This window comes from Streptomyces sp. NPDC058812 (genome assembly GCF_042744565.1).
Lineage (GTDB): Bacteria > Actinomycetota > Actinomycetes > Streptomycetales > Streptomycetaceae > Streptomyces > Streptomyces thinghirensis.
The window spans coordinates 136,225-152,351 of record NZ_JBHYOB010000003.1 but is presented as its reverse complement, the minus strand read 5'-3'; the positions used below and the strand labels follow the sequence as shown (position 1 = coordinate 152,351).

The following is a 16,127-nucleotide window of genomic DNA, read 5'->3' as shown; positions in this document are numbered from 1 at the left end:
CCCACTGTGTCCCGTTCCTCCGCGGCGCCCGGATTCCCGGGGTCCCTCGGTGCCCTCATTGCCTCATGCTTCCAACGACGGCGACCACAGTATGGGCACCCGTCGCATCCGGTCCGCCATAGGCTCTGTCGCCTAGCCCCCCGCCCGCAGCACGTCCGCCACGATCGGGCCGGCCGCGTCGCCGCCGTGGCCGCCCTCCTCGGTCATGGCCGCCGCCGCGACGTCATTGCGGAAGCCGGTGAACCAGCTGTTGGACGTGGTCTGCCCGTCGACCTCGGCCGACCCGGTCTTGGCGCCGATGTCGCCGCCGAGCCCGGACATGGCCGCGGCGCCGGTGCCCTGCGTGGCGGTGAGCCGCATCATCTGCTTGAGCTGGGCGGCGGTGCTCTGCGGCAGGCCCTTGGCGGTGGCGAGCTGCCGGTCGTCCAGGTCGGGCGAGACCAGGTAGGGCTGGCGGAACTCGCCGGTGATGGCGGTCGCCGTCACCGACGCCATGTTCAGCGGGTTCATCTGGACCTGGCCCTGGCCGATGGCGTTGGCCGCGCGGTCCGGGCCGCCGGACGCGGGCACGCTGCCGTCGAAGGAGACGATGCCGGTCTGCCAGTTGTCCCCCTTCAGCCCGAAGCGCTCCTCGGCCTCCGCCGTGAGCGAGGCGTCCGTGAGCGGGTCCTCGTCGATGAGCTTGATGAAGCCGGTGTTGCAGGACCGCATGAAGGTGTTGGCGAGCGTGGCGCTCATGTCGGCCTTCATGCCGGTGAGGTTCTTGAAGGTCTGGCTCTGCCAGGTCGCCGTGTCCGGGCAGGGCGCCGGGCCGTTCATCGAGGTCACACCGTTGTCGATGAGCATCGCCGCGGTGATGATCTTCATGGTGGAACCGGGGGCGACGCGTCCCTGGAAGGCCGCGTTGAATCCGTCCGCGCGGTTGTTCGCCACGGCCAGCACCTCGCCGGTGCTCGGCTTGACCGCCACCACCGAGGACTCGCCGTACCGCTTCACGGCCTTCTCGGCCGCCGCCTGGACGCTCGCGCTGAGCGTGGTCTCCAGCTTTCCGGGCTCGCCCTCGGTCAGGGTCAGGAGCGACGTGTCGGCGGCTTCGGCCGCGGTGTGCCGGACCATCAGCTCGACACCGGGGGTGCCGCCCGCCTTGTCGCCGTATTTCTGGCGCAGCGTGTCCAGGACCGGGCCGAGGGAGGGGTACTTCTCCTTCGTGAGCACGGTGCCGTTGCGGCCGACCGCCTGGATCTGGGGGGTCGACGACTCCTCGGTGACCAGGGTGTCGCCGTCCTTCAGCTGGGGGTGGACGACGGACGGCTGCCAGTCGACCAGCGCGCGGCCGGTTGTCTCACCGCGCACCACCGTCAGCTTGCTCTTGTACGTCAGCGGCTTGGTCGCGCCCTCGTACGACACCTTCGCCTTCACGGTGAACGGCACAGCGGTGCCGTTCGCCGTGCCGGGCGTGATCTCGACGTCGGTGATGTGCGCGGCCTCGCCGTAGGCGGTGAGCAGCGTCCCAGCGACCGTGGCGTTGTTGGTGTACGACGCCGCCGTGGTCGCGTCCCCCTTCTCCCAGGCCGTGAAGAACTTCTCCGTCGTCTCCCCGACCTCGTCGCCGCTCGGCGGCCCGCTCTTCTTCGTCGCCCCCGAGGCTCCCGAGCCCCCGCCGCCGTCCAGCGCCGACACGACGTTGTAGGCGCCGTACCCGGCACCGCCCACCATCACGGCGAACACGCCGCCTATGACGGCGACCTTCACCCCCCTGCCCATCGGCAGTCCCTCCCCGTCCGATTCCCCGTTTCTGAACTTCCATCCGCTGCGCCCGCCGTCTTGAACACGTTCAGAAGCGGTGCGGAGTTGCACTCTATGTGCAGCGCGTGACCGGCGGTACGGATGTTTCCGGATGGTGGCCGAATGGAGATGCGGCGTGTTCGGACCCGGACTCCCCGGACTCAGACCCAGGTATCGAGCCACATGCGTGAACGCCAGTCCTCCATCGGGATCGCGGTGCCCGTGTAGATGGGCCAGAAGTAGATGAAGTTCCACGCGATCAGCAGCACCAGTACGCCCGCGCCCGTCGCCCCCGCGACCCGCCGGGCGTCGCCGCAGCCCGGCCGGCCCACGATCGCCCCCAGCAGCATCGCCACCGCCAGGCACAGGAACGGCAGGAAGACGACGGCGTAGAAGAGGAAGATCGTGCGCTCCTGGTACAGGAACCAGGGCAGATAGCCGGCCGCGATGCCGCAGGCGATGGCGCCCGCGCGCCAGTCGCGGCGGAAGACCCAGCGCCACAGGACGTACAGCAGCGCGAAGCAGCCCACCCACCACAGCAGCGGGGTGCCGAGCGCCAGGACCTCGCGGGCGCACTTCTCGCCCGCGTCGGCCGGGCAGCCGTCCGTACCGGGCGCCGGCGACTCGTAGAAGTAGGAGACCGGACGGCCCAGGACGATCCAGCTCCAGGGGTTCGACTGGTAGGTGTGCGGCGACGTGAGGTTGGTGTGGAACTCCAGCACCTGCGTCTCGTAGTGCCACAGGCTGCGCCACCAGTCCGGGAAGAGCCAGGACCAGGAGCTGTCCTTGCCGTCGTTCGCCGCCCAGTCGCGGTAGTAGCCGCCGCTGCCGTCGGCGGGGGAGAGGATCCAGCCCAGCCAGGACAGGACGTAGGTGCCGAGCGCGACCGGCACCGTCGACAGGAACGCCCAGCCCAGGTCGTACTTCAGCACCGCCAGATGCGGCCGGTGGGCGCCCGCGACCCGGCGGGTACCGACGTCCCACAGCACGGCCATCACGCAGAAGGCCGCCATGATGTACAGGCCGTTCCACTTGGTGGCCGCTGCCAGGCCGAGCATCAGCCCCGCCGCCAGCCGCCAGGGACGCCACCCGAGCCGGAACGTCCCGGCGATGTGCGCGTCCGGGCGGACCAGGCCGTCGTCGTCCACCGGCAGCGCGGCGGCGAGTTTCCCGCGGGCCCAGTCGCGGTCGGCGACCAGGCAGCCGAAGGCCGCCAGCACGAAGAACATCAGCACGCTGTCCAGCAGCGCGGTGCGGCTCATCACGAAGTGCAGCCCGTCCACCGCCATCAGCGCGCCCGCCAGGCACCCGAGGAAGGTCGAGCGGAACAGGCGCCGGCCGATCCGGCACAGCAGCAGCACCGAGAGGGTGCCGAGCAGCGCCGTCATGAAGCGCCAGCCGAACGGATCGAAGCCGAACAGCAGCTCGCCCAGGCCGATGACGTACTTGCCGACCGGCGGATGCACGACGTACGCCGCGTCGGTCGGGATCGGGACGTCGCCGCCGGAGTTCAGGATCAGGTCGTTGGCGTTCTTGTCCCAGTTGACCTCGAAACCGCGGTGGATCAGCGCCCAGGCGTCCTTGGCGTAGTACGTCTCGTCGAATATCACCGCCTTCGGGCTGCCCAGGTTCCAGAACCGCAGCACGCCCGCCAGCAGCGCCACCAGCAGCGGACCGCCCCACGCCGACCAGCGCACGATCCGGTCGGCCGGCCCCTTGGCCAGGCCCAGGAACGCCCACAGGCGAGGACCGGGGCTCGTGTACGGCGGCACCAGCCGGTCGCGGACGTCGCCGGCCGCGGGCCCCGCCGTGTAGCCGAAGCGGCGCAGCCGCTGCTGCCAGGTGGGCCGCCGGTCGTGCGGGGCCTGGTCCTGCCGGGTGTCCGTGGAGGACGCGGTACTGGTCACCGCGCCATCGTAGGGAACCGTACTGTGCGCGTCCCGCGCATGGCCCTCACCGGTGGTCCGGATGCGTCCGCTGCAGGACGCGTGCCCGTCCCTGGGAGGATGGGGGCGTGACTGGAACCCTTGTACTCGCGGGCACCCCCATCGGCGACGTCCGGGACGCCCCGCCGCGGCTCGCCGAGGAACTGGCCGGCGCGGACGTCGTCGCCGCCGAGGACACCCGGCGGCTGCGCCGGCTCACCCAGGCGCTCGGCGTGACGCCCAGGGGGCGTGTCGTGTCGTACTTCGAGGGCAACGAGTCCGCCCGTACGCCCGAGCTGGTCGAGGAGCTGGCGGGCGGCGCACGCGTGCTGCTCGTGACCGACGCCGGGATGCCGTCCGTGTCCGACCCCGGCTACCGGCTGGTCGCCGCCGCCGTCGAACGGGACGTGCGGGTCACCGCCGTGCCCGGCCCGTCCGCCGTGCTCACCGCGCTCGCCCTGTCCGGACTGCCGGTCGACCGGTTCTGCTTCGAGGGCTTCCTGCCGCGCAAGACCGGCGAGCGGCTGACCCGGCTGCGCGAGGTGGCCGGGGAGCGCCGCACCCTCGTCTACTTCGAGTCCACGCACCGCGTCGACGACACCCTCGCCGCCATGGCCGAGGTCTTCGGCGCCGACCGGCGGGCCGCCGTCTGCCGGGAGCTGACCAAGACCTACGAGGAGGTCAGGCGCGGCGGCCTCGGCGAGCTGGCCGCGTGGGCCGCCGAGGGGGTGCGCGGTGAGATCACCGTCGTCGTCGAGGGCGCGCCGGAACAGGGGGCCGAGGAGGTCGGCGCGGAGGAGCTGGTGCGCCGGGTGCGGGTGCGCGAGGAGGCGGGGGAGCGGCGCAAGGAGGCGATCGCCGCGGTGGCCGCACAGGTGGGCGTGCCCAAGCGGGAAGTGTTCGACGCGGTGGTGGCGGCGAAGAACGCGGGGGCCTGACGGTCCTGCTCTTCCTGACGGTCCTGATCCGGCCGCGCTTGACCCGTCCCTGACCCTTCGGCCCCTTGCGCCAAGGGCAGCTCAAATCGGCTCAAACACTCGGCAGATCCGGTGCTTTCCCGCTGGTGGAGGAGTCCACTGAAGGAAGGAGCGAAAAGGGATCGGCCAGCGAACCGAAGGAGCCGGGATGAGCACGAGTGAGAGTGCGGGGCGGACCGGACCGCGCGCCGGAGCCACCGCCGTCGTCCACGAGTCGTACTCCTTCGCCTGCATGCGCTGCGGGCATGGCTGGGAGCAGTCGTTCGAGATCGAGCACCACAAGGACGTCGACGGCAACGAGTTCGTGCTCTACGTCGCGGACGGCCGCGTCGTGCCCTCCCCGCTGACCCGGCCGACCTGCGAGAACTGCGGCAACCACGTCGTACGGATCATGCGGCCGGGGCGGGTCGCCTCGGCGCGCGGCGCCTCGCACGGCCTCCACCGGGTGCCGCCGGCCGGCCCCCTGGAGGTGCCGCGGGTGCCCGGGGCGCCGGGACCCGGGGTGCCGGGGCGCACCCCCGAGCGCCGGCACTGGCACCTGGCCGACCTCCTGAACGCCCTGCACCTCCACCGCGGGGCGAGCTGACGGCCGTACCGGGCCCGGGGGACCTTTCGTAGGATCGGAGGCATGCCTTCGAACGCCTCCGGCCGGTCCGACAAGAACGACGCGCCCCCGCTTCCCGAACCCCTCCGGGTACCGGTCGCCGACTCGCACACCCACCTCGACATGCAGTCGGGCACGGTGGAGGAGGCTCTCGCCAAGGCCGCGTCGGTCGGGGTCACGACGGTCGTCCAGGTCGGCTGCGACCTCGCCGGCTCCCGCTGGGCGGCCGAGACGGCGGCGGCGTACGACGCCGTCCACGCCACCGTCGCCCTGCACCCCAACGAGGCGCCGCGCATCGTGCACGGAGACCCCGACGGCTGGTCGAGGCAGGGGGCACGCGAGCCCGGCGGGGACGCGGCGCTCGACGACGCCCTCGCCGAGATCGACCGGCTGGCCGCGCTGCCCCAGGTCAAGGGCGTCGGTGAGACGGGCCTCGACCACTTCCGCACCGGCCCCGAGGGCAAGGCGGCCCAGGAGCGGTCCTTCCGCGCCCACATCGAGATCGCCAAACGGCACGGCAAGGCCCTGGTCATCCACGACCGCGACGCCCACGCCGACGTCCTGCGCGTCCTCAAGGAGGAGGGCGCCCCCGAGCGCACCGTCTTCCACTGCTACTCCGGCGACGCGGAGATGGCCGAGATCTGCGCGAGTGCCGGGTACTACATGTCCTTCGCCGGCAACGTCACCTTCAAGAACGCCCAGAACCTGCGCGACGCGCTCGCGGTCGCCCCGCCCGAGCTGGTCCTGGTGGAGACCGACGCGCCGTTCCTGACGCCGGTGCCCTACCGGGGCAGGCCCAACGCGCCCTACCTGGTGCCGGTCACGGTGCGTGCCATGGCCGACGTGCGGGGCGTCGACGAGGACACGCTGGCGACGGCCCTGGCCGCGAACACCGCCCGCGCCTTCGGGTACTGAGCGGGTGCTGACCGGGTACTGAGCGGCTACTGACCGAGAACGGCGGAGACGGCTGCCGAGAAGAAGCCGCGCCACGCTGCGTAGTCGCGTCGCTTTGGAGAGTGACGAGCGCTCCGCTAGGTTCTGGGGGCCCGATCCGGACCCCTGGAGCGTGTCGGCGTGAGCAGAACGCAGTTCGAAACCTTCGCGACCCACGAGACGCACGCACCGTACGACGTGCACAGCGCGCCGACCCTGGCGTACGGCGACACCTACCGGCCCGCCCATGAGCCGACCGGCCCCGCGCTGCCCCGACAGGGCGCTCCGCGGACCCCGGCTCCCGTGCCGGGAGACGGCCGGGCCGCGCGCCGGCGCCGGGAGCGGTGCGCCGGGCGCGCGGACGGCTCCTTGCGCCGGCTGCTGCCGCGTGCGCTGGTCGTGGCGTTCCTCGCGGGCGGCACCACCGCCTTCGTCGCCAAGGACAAGGCGGTCGAGCTGACCGTCGACGGCACCCCGCGCACACTGCACACCTTCGCCGACGACGTGACCGAACTGCTCGCGCAGGAAGGCGTCGAGGTGGGCGCCCACGACGTGATCGTGCCCGCGCCCGGGACCCCGCTCACCAGCGGCGAGGAGGTCTCCGTCCGCTACGGGCGGCCGGTCCTGCTCACCCTCGACGGCCACCGGCGCCAGGTGTGGACGACCGCGGAGACGGTGGAGGGGGCGCTGCGGCAGCTCGGCGTGCGGACGGAGGGCGCGTACCTGTCCACCGAGGGCTCCCGGCGCGTCGGACGCGAGGGCCTCGCCCTGAACGTACGGACCGAGCGGGTGGTGACGGTCATGGCGGACGGCCGGGCCCGCACCGTCCGCACCAACGCCGCGACCGTGCGCGAAGCCGTCGAGCAGGCCGGGGTCACCCTGCGCGGCCAGGACACCACCTCCGTCCCGGCGACCGGCTTCCCCCGCGACGGGCAGACCGTCACGGTGCTGCGGATCACCGGCTCCGAGGAGGTCCACGAGGACCCGATCCCGTTCGACGTGCGGCGGGTCGAGGACTCCGCCCTCTACCGGGGCACCGAGGTCGTCGAGCAGGCGGGCCGGCCCGGTCTGCGCCGCACCACGTACGCGCTGCGCACCGTCAACGGCGTCCGCGAGAAGCCGCGCCGGCTGCACACCGAGGTGGTGCGCGAACCCAGCCCGCAGATCGTGCGGGTCGGCATCCGCGCCCGGCCGACGTCCGTGCGGGGCGCCGACCACCTGAACTGGCAGGGCCTGGCCGCGTGCGAGTCGGGCGGCCGCCCGGACGCCGTCGACCCCTCGGGGACGTACGGGGGCCTCTACCAGTTCGACACCCACACCTGGCGGAGCCTCGGCGGCGAGGGCCGCCCCCAGGACGCGTCGGCATCGGAGCAGACGTACCGCGCGAAGAAGCTGTACGTACGCAGCGGCGCCGACTCGTGGCCGCACTGCGGGGCACGATTGCAGGGCTGACCGGGCGGGACCCTCGGGGCACCCGCGGCTCCGGCGGGCATGCTGCCGCCCCCGGCTACCCTTGCGGGGTGAGCAGCCCCACCCCCGACGCCCTTCTGGGTCCCGCCGACGTCCGTGAACTCGCGGCAGCCCTCGGTGTGCGCCCCACCAAGCAGCGCGGCCAGAACTTCGTGATCGACGCGAACACGGTCCGCCGTATCGTCCGCACCGCCGAGGTACGCCCCGACGACGTGGTGGTCGAGGTGGGACCGGGTCTCGGCTCGCTCACCCTGGCCCTGCTGGAGGCCGCCGACCGGGTCACCGCCGTCGAGATCGACGACGTACTCGCCGGCGCCCTCCCCGCCACCGTCGCCGCCCGCATGCCCGGGCGCGCCGACCGTTTCGCCCTGGTCCACTCCGACGCGATGCACGTGACCGAGCTGCCGGGCCCCGCCCCGACCGCGCTGGTCGCCAACCTGCCGTACAACGTGGCCGTACCCGTCCTCCTCCACATGCTCGACACCTTCCCGAGCATCGAACGCACCCTCGTCATGGTGCAGGCCGAGGTCGCCGACCGGCTCGCCGCCGGACCCGGCAACAAGGTGTACGGCGTGCCGTCCGTGAAGGCCAACTGGTACGCCGAGGTCCGCCGGGCGGGTTCCATCGGCCGCAACGTCTTCTGGCCCGCGCCCAACGTCGACAGCGGACTCGTGTCACTCGTCCGGCGGACCGAGCCGCTGAAGACCACCGCCTCCAAGCGCGAGGTCTTCGCCGTCGTCGACGCCGCCTTCGCCCAGCGCCGCAAGACCCTGCGGGCCGCCCTCGCGGGGTGGGCCGGTTCGGCGGCGGCCGCCGAGGCCGCCCTCCTCGCCGCGGGCGTGTCCCCGCAGGCGCGCGGAGAGGCGCTGACCGTGGAAGAGTTCGCGCGTATCGCCGAACACAAGGAGTGACGAGCAAGTGAGCGTGACGGTCCGCGTCCCCGCCAAGGTCAACGTCCAGCTCGCCGTCGGTGCCGCCCGCCCCGACGGCTTCCACGACCTGGCCAACGTCTTCCTCGCGGTCTCCCTGTACGACGAGATCACCGCGACCCCGGCCGCCGACGGACTCCGCGTCACCTGCGAGGGCCCGGACGCCGACCAGGTCCCGCTGGACCGCGGCAATCTCGCGGCCCGCGCCGCCCTCGCCCTCGCCGAGCGCTACGGCCGCGAGCCCGACGTGCACCTGCACATCGTCAAGGACATCCCGGTCGCCGGTGGCATGGCGGGCGGCAGCGCCGACGGCGCGGGCGCGCTGGTCGCCTGCGACGCCCTGTGGGGCACCGGCGCCTCGCGCGACGAGCTGCTCGCGATCTGCGCCGAGCTGGGCAGCGACGTGCCGTTCAGCCTGGTCGGCGGGGCCGCGCTCGGCACCGGGCGGGGCGAGAAGCTGACGGAGCTGGAGGTCGGCGGCGACTTCCACTGGGTGTTCGCACTGGCCGCACGGGGGCTGTCGACCCCGGCCGTCTTCCGCGAGTTCGACCGGCTGGGGGAGGGCCAGGACATTCCGGAGCCGGTCGCCGATCAGGGGGTGCTCGACGCCCTCGCCAAGGGCGACCCGGCCGCGCTCGCCGTGGCCGTCTCCAACGACCTCCAGCCGGCCGCGCTCTCCCTCTTCCCCGAACTGTCCGACACCCTCGCGGCGGGACGGGCCGCGGGTGCGCTGGCGGCCCTGGTCTCGGGCTCGGGACCGACCACGGCCTTCCTCGCGACCGACGCGAGGTCGGCCTCCGACATCGCGGGGGTGCTGCGGGCGTCGGGGACCTGCCGTGAGGTGCGTACGGCGGTGGGGGCGGTGGCGGGGGCGACGGTGGTGTGAGGGAGGACCGGCTCAGAGTTCGTCGACGGCCGTCAGGTCGATGTCGATGACGTAGGGCTTGTCGACCTTGATGCGGTCACGGTGGATTCCCGTGTGTACGTATGCCTTTGTCACCGGTTCGAGTTCGTAGACGTGGACGACCGGCCTGCCGTCCGTACCGCCCTGCTCGACGCGCCAGAAGTTCGGGATACCGGCGGCGGCGTACTTCTGGGGCTTGGTGGTGCGGTCGCGGGACTCGGAGTCCGGGGAGACGACCTCGACGGCGAGGAGGACGTCCTTGGCCTTGTAGCTCGTCTGTGCCGGCCCGGTGACCGCCTCGGCACGGATGACGCTCACCTCGGGCTCCGGCCCGTTGCGCCGGTCGAGGATGGTGGTCATCTCCCGGCTGACCCTGAACTCGGCGGGCAACCCTGCGCGCAGCCCCCAGACCAGAAGGTCGATCACATTCGCGTAGCCGGGCGGTCCGACATGCGTCACCACAAAGAGTGACGACCCCCGTCCGCGTCACCTCACACCCCGGAGGGCCTACGCTGGAAGGCTGATCGATCCCCCAGTCAGGAGAGAAATGGCCGTCAACCTGGTCAATGTCGAGAACGTCACCAAGGTGTACGGCACCCGTGCGCTCCTCGACGGCGTGTCCCTCGGCGTCTCCGAGGGGGACCGCATCGGTGTCGTCGGCCGCAACGGTGACGGCAAGACGACCATGATCCGGATGCTCGCCAAGCTGGAGGACCCGGACACCGGCCGCGTCACCCACTCCGGCGGGCTGCGGCTCGGCGTGCTCACCCAGCACGACTCCCTCGACCCCGAGGCCACCGTCCGGCACGAGGTCATCGGGGACCTGGCCGACCACGAGTGGGCCGGCAACGCCAAGATCAGGGACGTGCTGACCGGGCTGTTCGGCGGCCTGGACATGCCGGGCTTCCCGCAGGGCCTGGACACCGTCATCGGGCCGCTCTCCGGTGGCGAGCGGCGCCGTATCGCGCTCGCCAAGCTGCTCATCGACGAACAGGACCTCGTCGTCCTCGACGAGCCCACCAACCACCTCGACGTCGAGGGCATCGCCTGGCTGGCGGGGCACCTGCGCGAGCGCCGCTCCGCACTCGTCTGCGTCACCCACGACCGGTGGTTCCTCGACCAGGTCTGCACCCGCATGTGGGACGTGCAGCGCGGCGACGTCTTCGAGTACGAGGGCGGCTACTCCGACTACGTCTTCGCCCGCGCCGAGCGCGAGCGCATCGCCGCCACCGAGGAGACCAAGCGACAGAACCTCGTCCGCAAGGAGCTGGCCTGGCTCCGGCGCGGCGCCCCCGCCCGCACCTCCAAGCCCCGCTTCCGCGTCGAGGCCGCCAACGAGCTGATCGCGGACGTGCCGCCGCCCCGGGACAGCAGCGAGCTGATGAAGTTCGTCTCGTCCAGGCTCGGCAAGACGGTGTTCGACCTGGAGGACGTCACCGTCCAGGCCGGCCCGAAGGTGCTGCTCAAGCACGTCACCTGGCAGCTCGGCCCCGGCGACCGCATCGGCCTCGTCGGCGTCAACGGCGCCGGCAAGACCTCCCTGCTGCGGGACCTCGCGAACGCCGCGTACAGCGACGGGGAGCAGCAGCCCGCGGGCGGGCACGTCCGGGTCGGCAGGACCGTCAAGCTGGCGTACCTGTCCCAGGAGGTCGCCGAACTCGACCCGACCTGGCGGGTGCTGGAGGCCGTGCAGCGCGTTCGCGAGCGCGTCGACCTCGGCAAGGGCCGCGAGATGACCGCCGGGCAGCTGTGCGAGACGTTCGGCTTCGGCAAGGAGAAGCAGTGGACGCCGGTCGGCGACCTGTCCGGTGGTGAGCGGCGCCGCCTCCAGCTGCTCCGCCTCCTCATGGACGAGCCCAACGTCCTCTTCCTCGACGAGCCCACCAACGACCTCGACATCGAGACCCTGACCCAGTTGGAGGACGTGCTCGACGGCTGGCCCGGTTCGATGATCGTCATCTCCCACGACCGGTTCTTCGTGGAGCGCACCACCGACCGGGTCTTCGCCCTGCTCGGCGACGGCGCGCTGAGGATGCTGCCGCGCGGCATCGACGAGTACCTGGAGCGGCGCCGGCGCATGGAGGAGACGGCAGCGGCCAACGTCCTGGCGGCAGCCGCGAAGCCGGCCGCGGAGGCGCCCGAGAAGAGCGCCGCCGACGTGCGCGCCGCCAAGAAGGAACTCCAGAAGATCGAACGGCAGCTGGACAAGGTCTCCGAGAAGGAGACCAAGCTGCACGCGCGGATCGCCGAGAACGCCACCGACTTCGCGAAGGTGGCCGAGCTGGACACCGAGCTGCGCGAACTGGCTGGTCAGCGCGAGGAGCTGGAAATGCGCTGGCTGGAACTGGCGGAGGACGCCTAGCCGCGCGCGGGGGGGCGCGTACGGCGTGAAGAGGACGTGAAGGCCCGTAACAGAGGCATCACGGGCCGGTCCTCCCTTGGGAACAGGGGCGGACGCGGCCCGGTGTGCCGTCCTGCCCGGGTGATAGAAAGGCCGTCCGAGAACTGTCTGAGTGACTGCCGCAAAACGACTCCGAGGCCAGCGCGTACCTCGGGGGCGTGGCTAGAAATCAGTGAGTAATAAGGGGGAACGCGCTGATGAGCCAGCCGCCCAACCAGCCGCCGCAGGGTGGCTTCGGAGCACCGCAGGATCCACCGCCGGGAGGCTTCGGGGCGCCGCCCCCGCCGCCCCCGCAGGGCCCGCCGCCCGGTCCGCCGCAGCAGCCGCAGCCGGGGTACGGCTACCCGCAGCAGCCGGGCCAGCCGGGCCAGCCGGGACAGCCGGGCCAGCCGGGCCAGCCGGGACAGCCGGGCCAGCCGGGCCAGCCGGGCCAGCCGGGCCAGCCGGGCCAGCCGGGCCAGCCGGGCCAGCCGGGCCAGCCGGGTCCCTACGGACAGCCGGGGCCGTACAACTCCGGCCCGTACGCCCAGCCCCAGCAGCCGGGTCCGTACGGCCAGCAGCCCGGCTACGGCTATCCGCAGCCGCAGTTCCCGGGCGCGCCCGGCACCCCGCCGCCCGGCGGCTCCGGGTCCCGCAACCCCTTCAAGGGCAAGCCCGCCCTGGCGATCGGCGCCGCGGTCGCGGCCCTGATCGTCATCGGCGGCAGCGTGTGGGCGGTCACCGCGAGCGGCGGCGACGACAAGGACAAGAAGCCCGTCGCCGGCAAGAGCGACGACCCCAAGCCCTCCGGCTCCGGCGGCGCCCCGGTCAACCCCGGTGACGGCAGGGGCGACGGCGGCGAGGACCCCGAGGACCTCAACGAGGGCCGCCAGGCCGGTGAGTCCAAGGTGCTCTGGTACAAGGAGGCGCCCGACGCCCCCGGTTCCGGCGCTGACGCCCCGGGCATGTGGATCACTGGCGAGACCGCGGTGAAGGCGGCGTACAAGCAGGTCTTCGCCTACGACGTCGGTGACGGCAAGCCCAGTTGGGACCCGATCGCCTTCCCGGAGAAGATCTGCGCGGTCACCCCGGAGAAGACGGCCGCCGACAAGATCGTCGTCGCCTACATGAGCGGCTCCAGCGACCGCGCCAAGTGCAACCAGATGCAGGAGATCGACCTCGCCACCGGTGAGAAGGGCTGGAAGGAGGAGGTCGAGGACGGCGAACTCTTCGACACCACCCTCTCCGTCGAGCTGAACGTCAGCGGCGACATCCTGATGGTCGGCCGCTCCCAGTCCGGCACCGCCTACGACGTCCGCAGCGGCAAGAAGCTGTACGACAAGAAGCGGTACGGCGACGCCTGCTTCCCGGCCGGCTTCGCGAGCGGGCCGAAGACGATCGTCCAGGTCGCCTCCTGCGGCGCCGGCGGCAACAACGAGCACGACGAGGTCCAGGGCCTCGACCCGAAGACCGGCAAGGTCCTGTGGACCTACAAGTACGAGAAGGGCTGGCGGGTCGAGCGCGCCTACTCCGTCGACCCGCTCGTCGTCTACGCCACCAACGAGGACAAGAAGGTCTGGAACATCTCCACCTTCACCTCCAAGGGCAAGGTCCTCGAACAGGTCGGCGTCGACGAGGACTTCGCCCCCGAGTGCGGCTGGGCCATCCTCGACCGCGACCTCCAGGGTTGCGCGGGCGTCGCCGTCGCCGCGGGCACGCTCTACCTGCCGACCGAGGCGACCAGCGGCGCCAACGAGATCGTCGCGATCAACCTCACCACCGGCAAGGAGAAGTGGCGCGCGAAGTCCCCGGCGGACGAGTCGATGATGCCGCTGCGGGTCGAGGGCGACCAGCTCATCGCGTACGTGCAGCCGTCCTACGACGCCGGCGGCCAGGTCGTGTCGATCGCGACCGGCGGCAGCAGCCACAAGCCGGTCAAGCTGCTGCAGAACCCGCAGGGTGTCGCGGACATCGAGAACAGCTTCTACTCCAAGGACATCGACTGGGTCGACGGGCGGTTCTACATCTCCACCACCCGCCTGACCGGAAACGACGAGTCGAAGGAGAAGTTGATGCTCGCCTTCGGCAAGTGACCTTCTCCGCCCGTCCCGCGCGTTCCGTGCGATCTGCCCGGCCCGTGCGATGCGTGCGATCCGGCCGTCCAGGCCGGTTCGCACGGCCGTCCCCGTCGTCTCCGCTCCCCGAGGTACTCACGTCATGACGCAGCCGCCGCCCCCGCCGCCCAACCAGCCCCCGCAGGGGGGAGGCTTCGGCCCGCCGCAGGGCCCGCCGCCGCAGCCGCCCACCCCGCCGTCGGGCGGTGGGCCGAACCTCGGCAAGGCCCCGGAGCCGGGCTACGGCTACCCGCAGACGCCGCCGCAGGCGCCCGCGGCTCCGCCCAGCCCGCCGGCGGGTTCGCCGCAGCCGGGGTACGGGTATCCGCAGACTCCGCCGCAGCCCCAGCCCGGGTACGGCTACCCCGGTCAGCAGCCGGGCCAGCAGCCCGGCCCGTACGGGCAGCCGACGCCGCCCTACGGCCAGCCCGGCCAGCCCGGTTACCCCGGTCAGCCCGGCTACGGCTATCCGCAGGCGACCGTGCCGATGCAGCCCCAGGCCGGCGGGCCGGGCGGCGGACGCAAGATCAACGCGCAGATGGCGATCATCGTGGCGGCCGTCGTCGCGATCGCCCTGATCATCGGCGGCGGTGTCTGGTACGCCGGCTCCACCGACGACGGGGGCAAGGACGACACCGCGAGCTCCACCGGGGGCACCGGCGGCAAGGGCGGCACGGACGAGAAGGGCGGTGAGGGCGGCAAGTCCTCCGGCGGCGAGGAGAAGGTGCCTTCCGACCCCGCCTCCAAGGTGCTCTTCCAGGTCCCCGCGCCCGCGGTGAGCAAGGAGGACAACAGCGTCGTCGTCTCCGGCTCGTGGCTCACCGACAAGGTGTACGCCAAGAGCGGCATCGCCGAGATCGTCGGCTACGACCCCGCCAAGGGCAGCAAGAAGTGGACGATCAAGCTGGCCGGCCCTGTCTGCACGGCCAGCAAGCACGTCACCGACGACAACAAGACGGTCATCGTCCACCAGCCCGCCATGCCCACCAAGGCGGAGCCCTCGCACGGCTGCACCCAGGTCGCGGTCATCGACCTGGACGCGGGCAAGAAGCTGTGGACGAAGACCGCCGGTGACCGGCCGATGTCCTTCGACAACGTCACGATCAGCGGCGACACCGTCGCGGCCGGCAGCACCGACGGCGGCGTGGCCTTCGGCATCGCCAAGGGCGACATCCTCTGGTCCCCGAAGACCACCGACACCTGCTACGACGCCGGCTACGGCGGCGGCGAGAAGCTGGTCGCGGTGCGCAAGTGCGGTTCGTACGACGCACGGCAGCTGAACATCCAGACCATCGACCCGAAGAGCGGGAAGGTGATCTCCGAGTACAAGATGGCCAAGGGCATCGAGTACGCGGGCATCGTGTCGACGAACCCGCTGGTCGTGGCCGCCGACGTCGGCGACTCCGCCGGTGACGGCAGCGGCATCTCGGACTTCTTCTCCATCGACAACAAGACCGGCAAGCTGCTCACCCGCATCTCCGCGCCGGGCGATCAGTTCGCGGCCCGCTGCGACACCATCACCAAGATCGAGCACTGCTCGGGGCTCGCGGTCGGCAACGACCGGCTCTACATCCCGACCGAGGAGCACGAGGGCAGCGGCGAGTCGTACAGCCGGACCAACGAGATCGTCGCCTTCGACCTGGCCACCGGGAAGCAGACCGGTCAGCGCGCCGACGCCGGCGACGGCTACACGATCACCCCGCTGCGCATGGACGGCGGCAACGTGATCGCCTACAAGCGCCCGCCGTACGACAAGGGCGGCCAGATCGTGAGCATCGACGGCGGGTCGTTCAAGCAGACCACGCTGCTGGAGAACCCGGCGACGGAGGCGGTGCGGGACGTCGAGTCGAGCATGCTGCCGGAGTACTCCGAGATCCTCTACTCGCAGGGGCACCTGTACATGTCGCAGGTGTACGCCAGCGAGCCGACCAGCGCGGACGAGAAGGAGTACCTGGCGATCGGCTTCGGCACCAGCGGCTGACGCCGCCCGGCGTACCGCCGGCGGTTCCACGGCCCCCGTCGCGGCCCCGTCCCTGTTCAGGGGCGGGGCCGTATTGCGGGGGATTTCGGCGATCCCGGGCGGTTCTCGCCGGTAGGGGCAGCGCG

Annotated in this window: 12 protein-coding genes; 9 read left to right on the top strand and 3 right to left on the bottom strand. The window is 72.0% G+C overall.

The window, feature by feature from the left end:
- Positions 1 to 132: 132 nt before the first annotated feature.
- Both ACFW48_RS07550 and ACFW48_RS07545 read right to left on the bottom strand, forming a co-directional pair.
- Positions 133 to 1,764, bottom strand: a complete 1,632-nt coding sequence (locus ACFW48_RS07550; RefSeq protein ID WP_386311338.1) for a penicillin-binding transpeptidase domain-containing protein — start codon at positions 1,762 to 1,764, stop codon at positions 133 to 135.
- Positions 1,765 to 1,946: 182 nt separating this feature from the next.
- A complete protein-coding gene (locus ACFW48_RS07545) occupies positions 1,947 to 3,692 on the bottom strand; it encodes a dolichyl-phosphate-mannose--protein mannosyltransferase (protein ID WP_386311336.1) in 1,746 nt (581 codons plus the stop codon).
- A 107-nt stretch (positions 3,693 to 3,799) separates the two neighbouring features.
- Here ACFW48_RS07545 and rsmI point away from each other — a divergent pair, with 107 nt between their 5' ends.
- The 6 genes from rsmI (at position 3,800) to ACFW48_RS07515 (ending at position 9,509) form a co-directional block, all read left to right on the top strand.
- The gene (gene rsmI, locus ACFW48_RS07540; protein WP_386311334.1) at positions 3,800 to 4,648 is read left to right on the top strand and encodes a 16S rRNA (cytidine(1402)-2'-O)-methyltransferase; all 849 of its coding nucleotides are present in this window, start codon (positions 3,800 to 3,802) and stop codon (positions 4,646 to 4,648) included.
- 187 nt (positions 4,649 to 4,835) lie between these two features.
- Entirely contained in the window at positions 4,836 to 5,273 is a 438-nt protein-coding gene (locus ACFW48_RS07535) for a hypothetical protein (protein WP_386311333.1), read from the top strand.
- A gap of 42 nt (positions 5,274 to 5,315) precedes the next feature.
- On the top strand, positions 5,316 to 6,206 hold the full coding sequence (locus ACFW48_RS07530) for a TatD family hydrolase (protein WP_386311331.1): 891 nt from the start codon (positions 5,316 to 5,318) through the stop codon (positions 6,204 to 6,206).
- A gap of 159 nt (positions 6,207 to 6,365) precedes the next feature.
- Complete coding sequence (locus ACFW48_RS07525) at positions 6,366 to 7,676, top strand: ubiquitin-like domain-containing protein (RefSeq protein ID WP_386311329.1); 1,311 nt, start codon at positions 6,366 to 6,368, stop codon at positions 7,674 to 7,676.
- A 68-nt stretch (positions 7,677 to 7,744) separates the two neighbouring features.
- A complete protein-coding gene (gene rsmA / locus ACFW48_RS07520) occupies positions 7,745 to 8,605 on the top strand; it encodes a 16S rRNA (adenine(1518)-N(6)/adenine(1519)-N(6))-dimethyltransferase RsmA (RefSeq protein WP_386311327.1) in 861 nt (286 codons plus the stop codon).
- 7 nt (positions 8,606 to 8,612) lie between these two features.
- Positions 8,613 to 9,509 (top strand): 4-(cytidine 5'-diphospho)-2-C-methyl-D-erythritol kinase, encoded by an 897-nt coding sequence (locus tag ACFW48_RS07515; protein WP_386311325.1) that lies wholly within the window; start codon positions 8,613 to 8,615, stop codon positions 9,507 to 9,509.
- Positions 9,510 to 9,521: 12 nt separating this feature from the next.
- On the opposite strand, the gene ACFW48_RS07510 is transcribed toward ACFW48_RS07515, so the two are convergent.
- Positions 9,522 to 9,986 carry a Uma2 family endonuclease gene (locus tag ACFW48_RS07510; RefSeq protein WP_386311323.1) on the bottom strand — a complete coding sequence of 155 codons (465 nt, stop codon included), beginning with the start codon at positions 9,984 to 9,986 and terminating at the stop codon, positions 9,522 to 9,524.
- A gap of 88 nt (positions 9,987 to 10,074) precedes the next feature.
- Here ACFW48_RS07510 and ACFW48_RS07505 point away from each other — a divergent pair, with 88 nt between their 5' ends.
- From ACFW48_RS07505 to ACFW48_RS07495, 3 genes are all read left to right on the top strand, one after another.
- Positions 10,075 to 11,889, top strand: a complete 1,815-nt coding sequence (locus ACFW48_RS07505; RefSeq protein ID WP_386311322.1) for an ABC-F family ATP-binding cassette domain-containing protein — start codon at positions 10,075 to 10,077, stop codon at positions 11,887 to 11,889.
- 236 nt (positions 11,890 to 12,125) lie between these two features.
- Positions 12,126 to 14,000, top strand: coding sequence for a PQQ-binding-like beta-propeller repeat protein (locus ACFW48_RS07500; protein ID WP_386311321.1), 1,875 nt, complete (start codon positions 12,126 to 12,128; stop codon positions 13,998 to 14,000).
- 124 nt (positions 14,001 to 14,124) lie between these two features.
- Positions 14,125 to 16,002 (top strand): PQQ-binding-like beta-propeller repeat protein, encoded by a 1,878-nt coding sequence (locus ACFW48_RS07495; protein WP_386311319.1) that lies wholly within the window; start codon positions 14,125 to 14,127, stop codon positions 16,000 to 16,002.
- Positions 16,003 to 16,127: the final 125 nt, after the last annotated feature.

Bases quoted from the DNA above. Each gene is read 5' to 3' on its own strand.
- ACFW48_RS07550 (WP_386311338.1), bottom strand. From the start codon at position 1,764: ATGGGCAGGGGGGTGAAGGTCGCCGTCATAGGCGGCGTGTTCGCCGTG.
- ACFW48_RS07535 (WP_386311333.1), top strand. From the start codon at position 4,836: ATGAGCACGAGTGAGAGTGCGGGGCGGACCGGACCGCGCGCCGGAGCC.
- ACFW48_RS07530 (WP_386311331.1), top strand. From the start codon at position 5,316: ATGCCTTCGAACGCCTCCGGCCGGTCCGACAAGAACGACGCGCCCCCG.
- ACFW48_RS07505 (WP_386311322.1), top strand. From the start codon at position 10,075: ATGGCCGTCAACCTGGTCAATGTCGAGAACGTCACCAAGGTGTACGGC.
- ACFW48_RS07500 (WP_386311321.1), top strand. From the start codon at position 12,126: ATGAGCCAGCCGCCCAACCAGCCGCCGCAGGGTGGCTTCGGAGCACCG.
- ACFW48_RS07495 (WP_386311319.1), top strand. From the start codon at position 14,125: ATGACGCAGCCGCCGCCCCCGCCGCCCAACCAGCCCCCGCAGGGGGGA.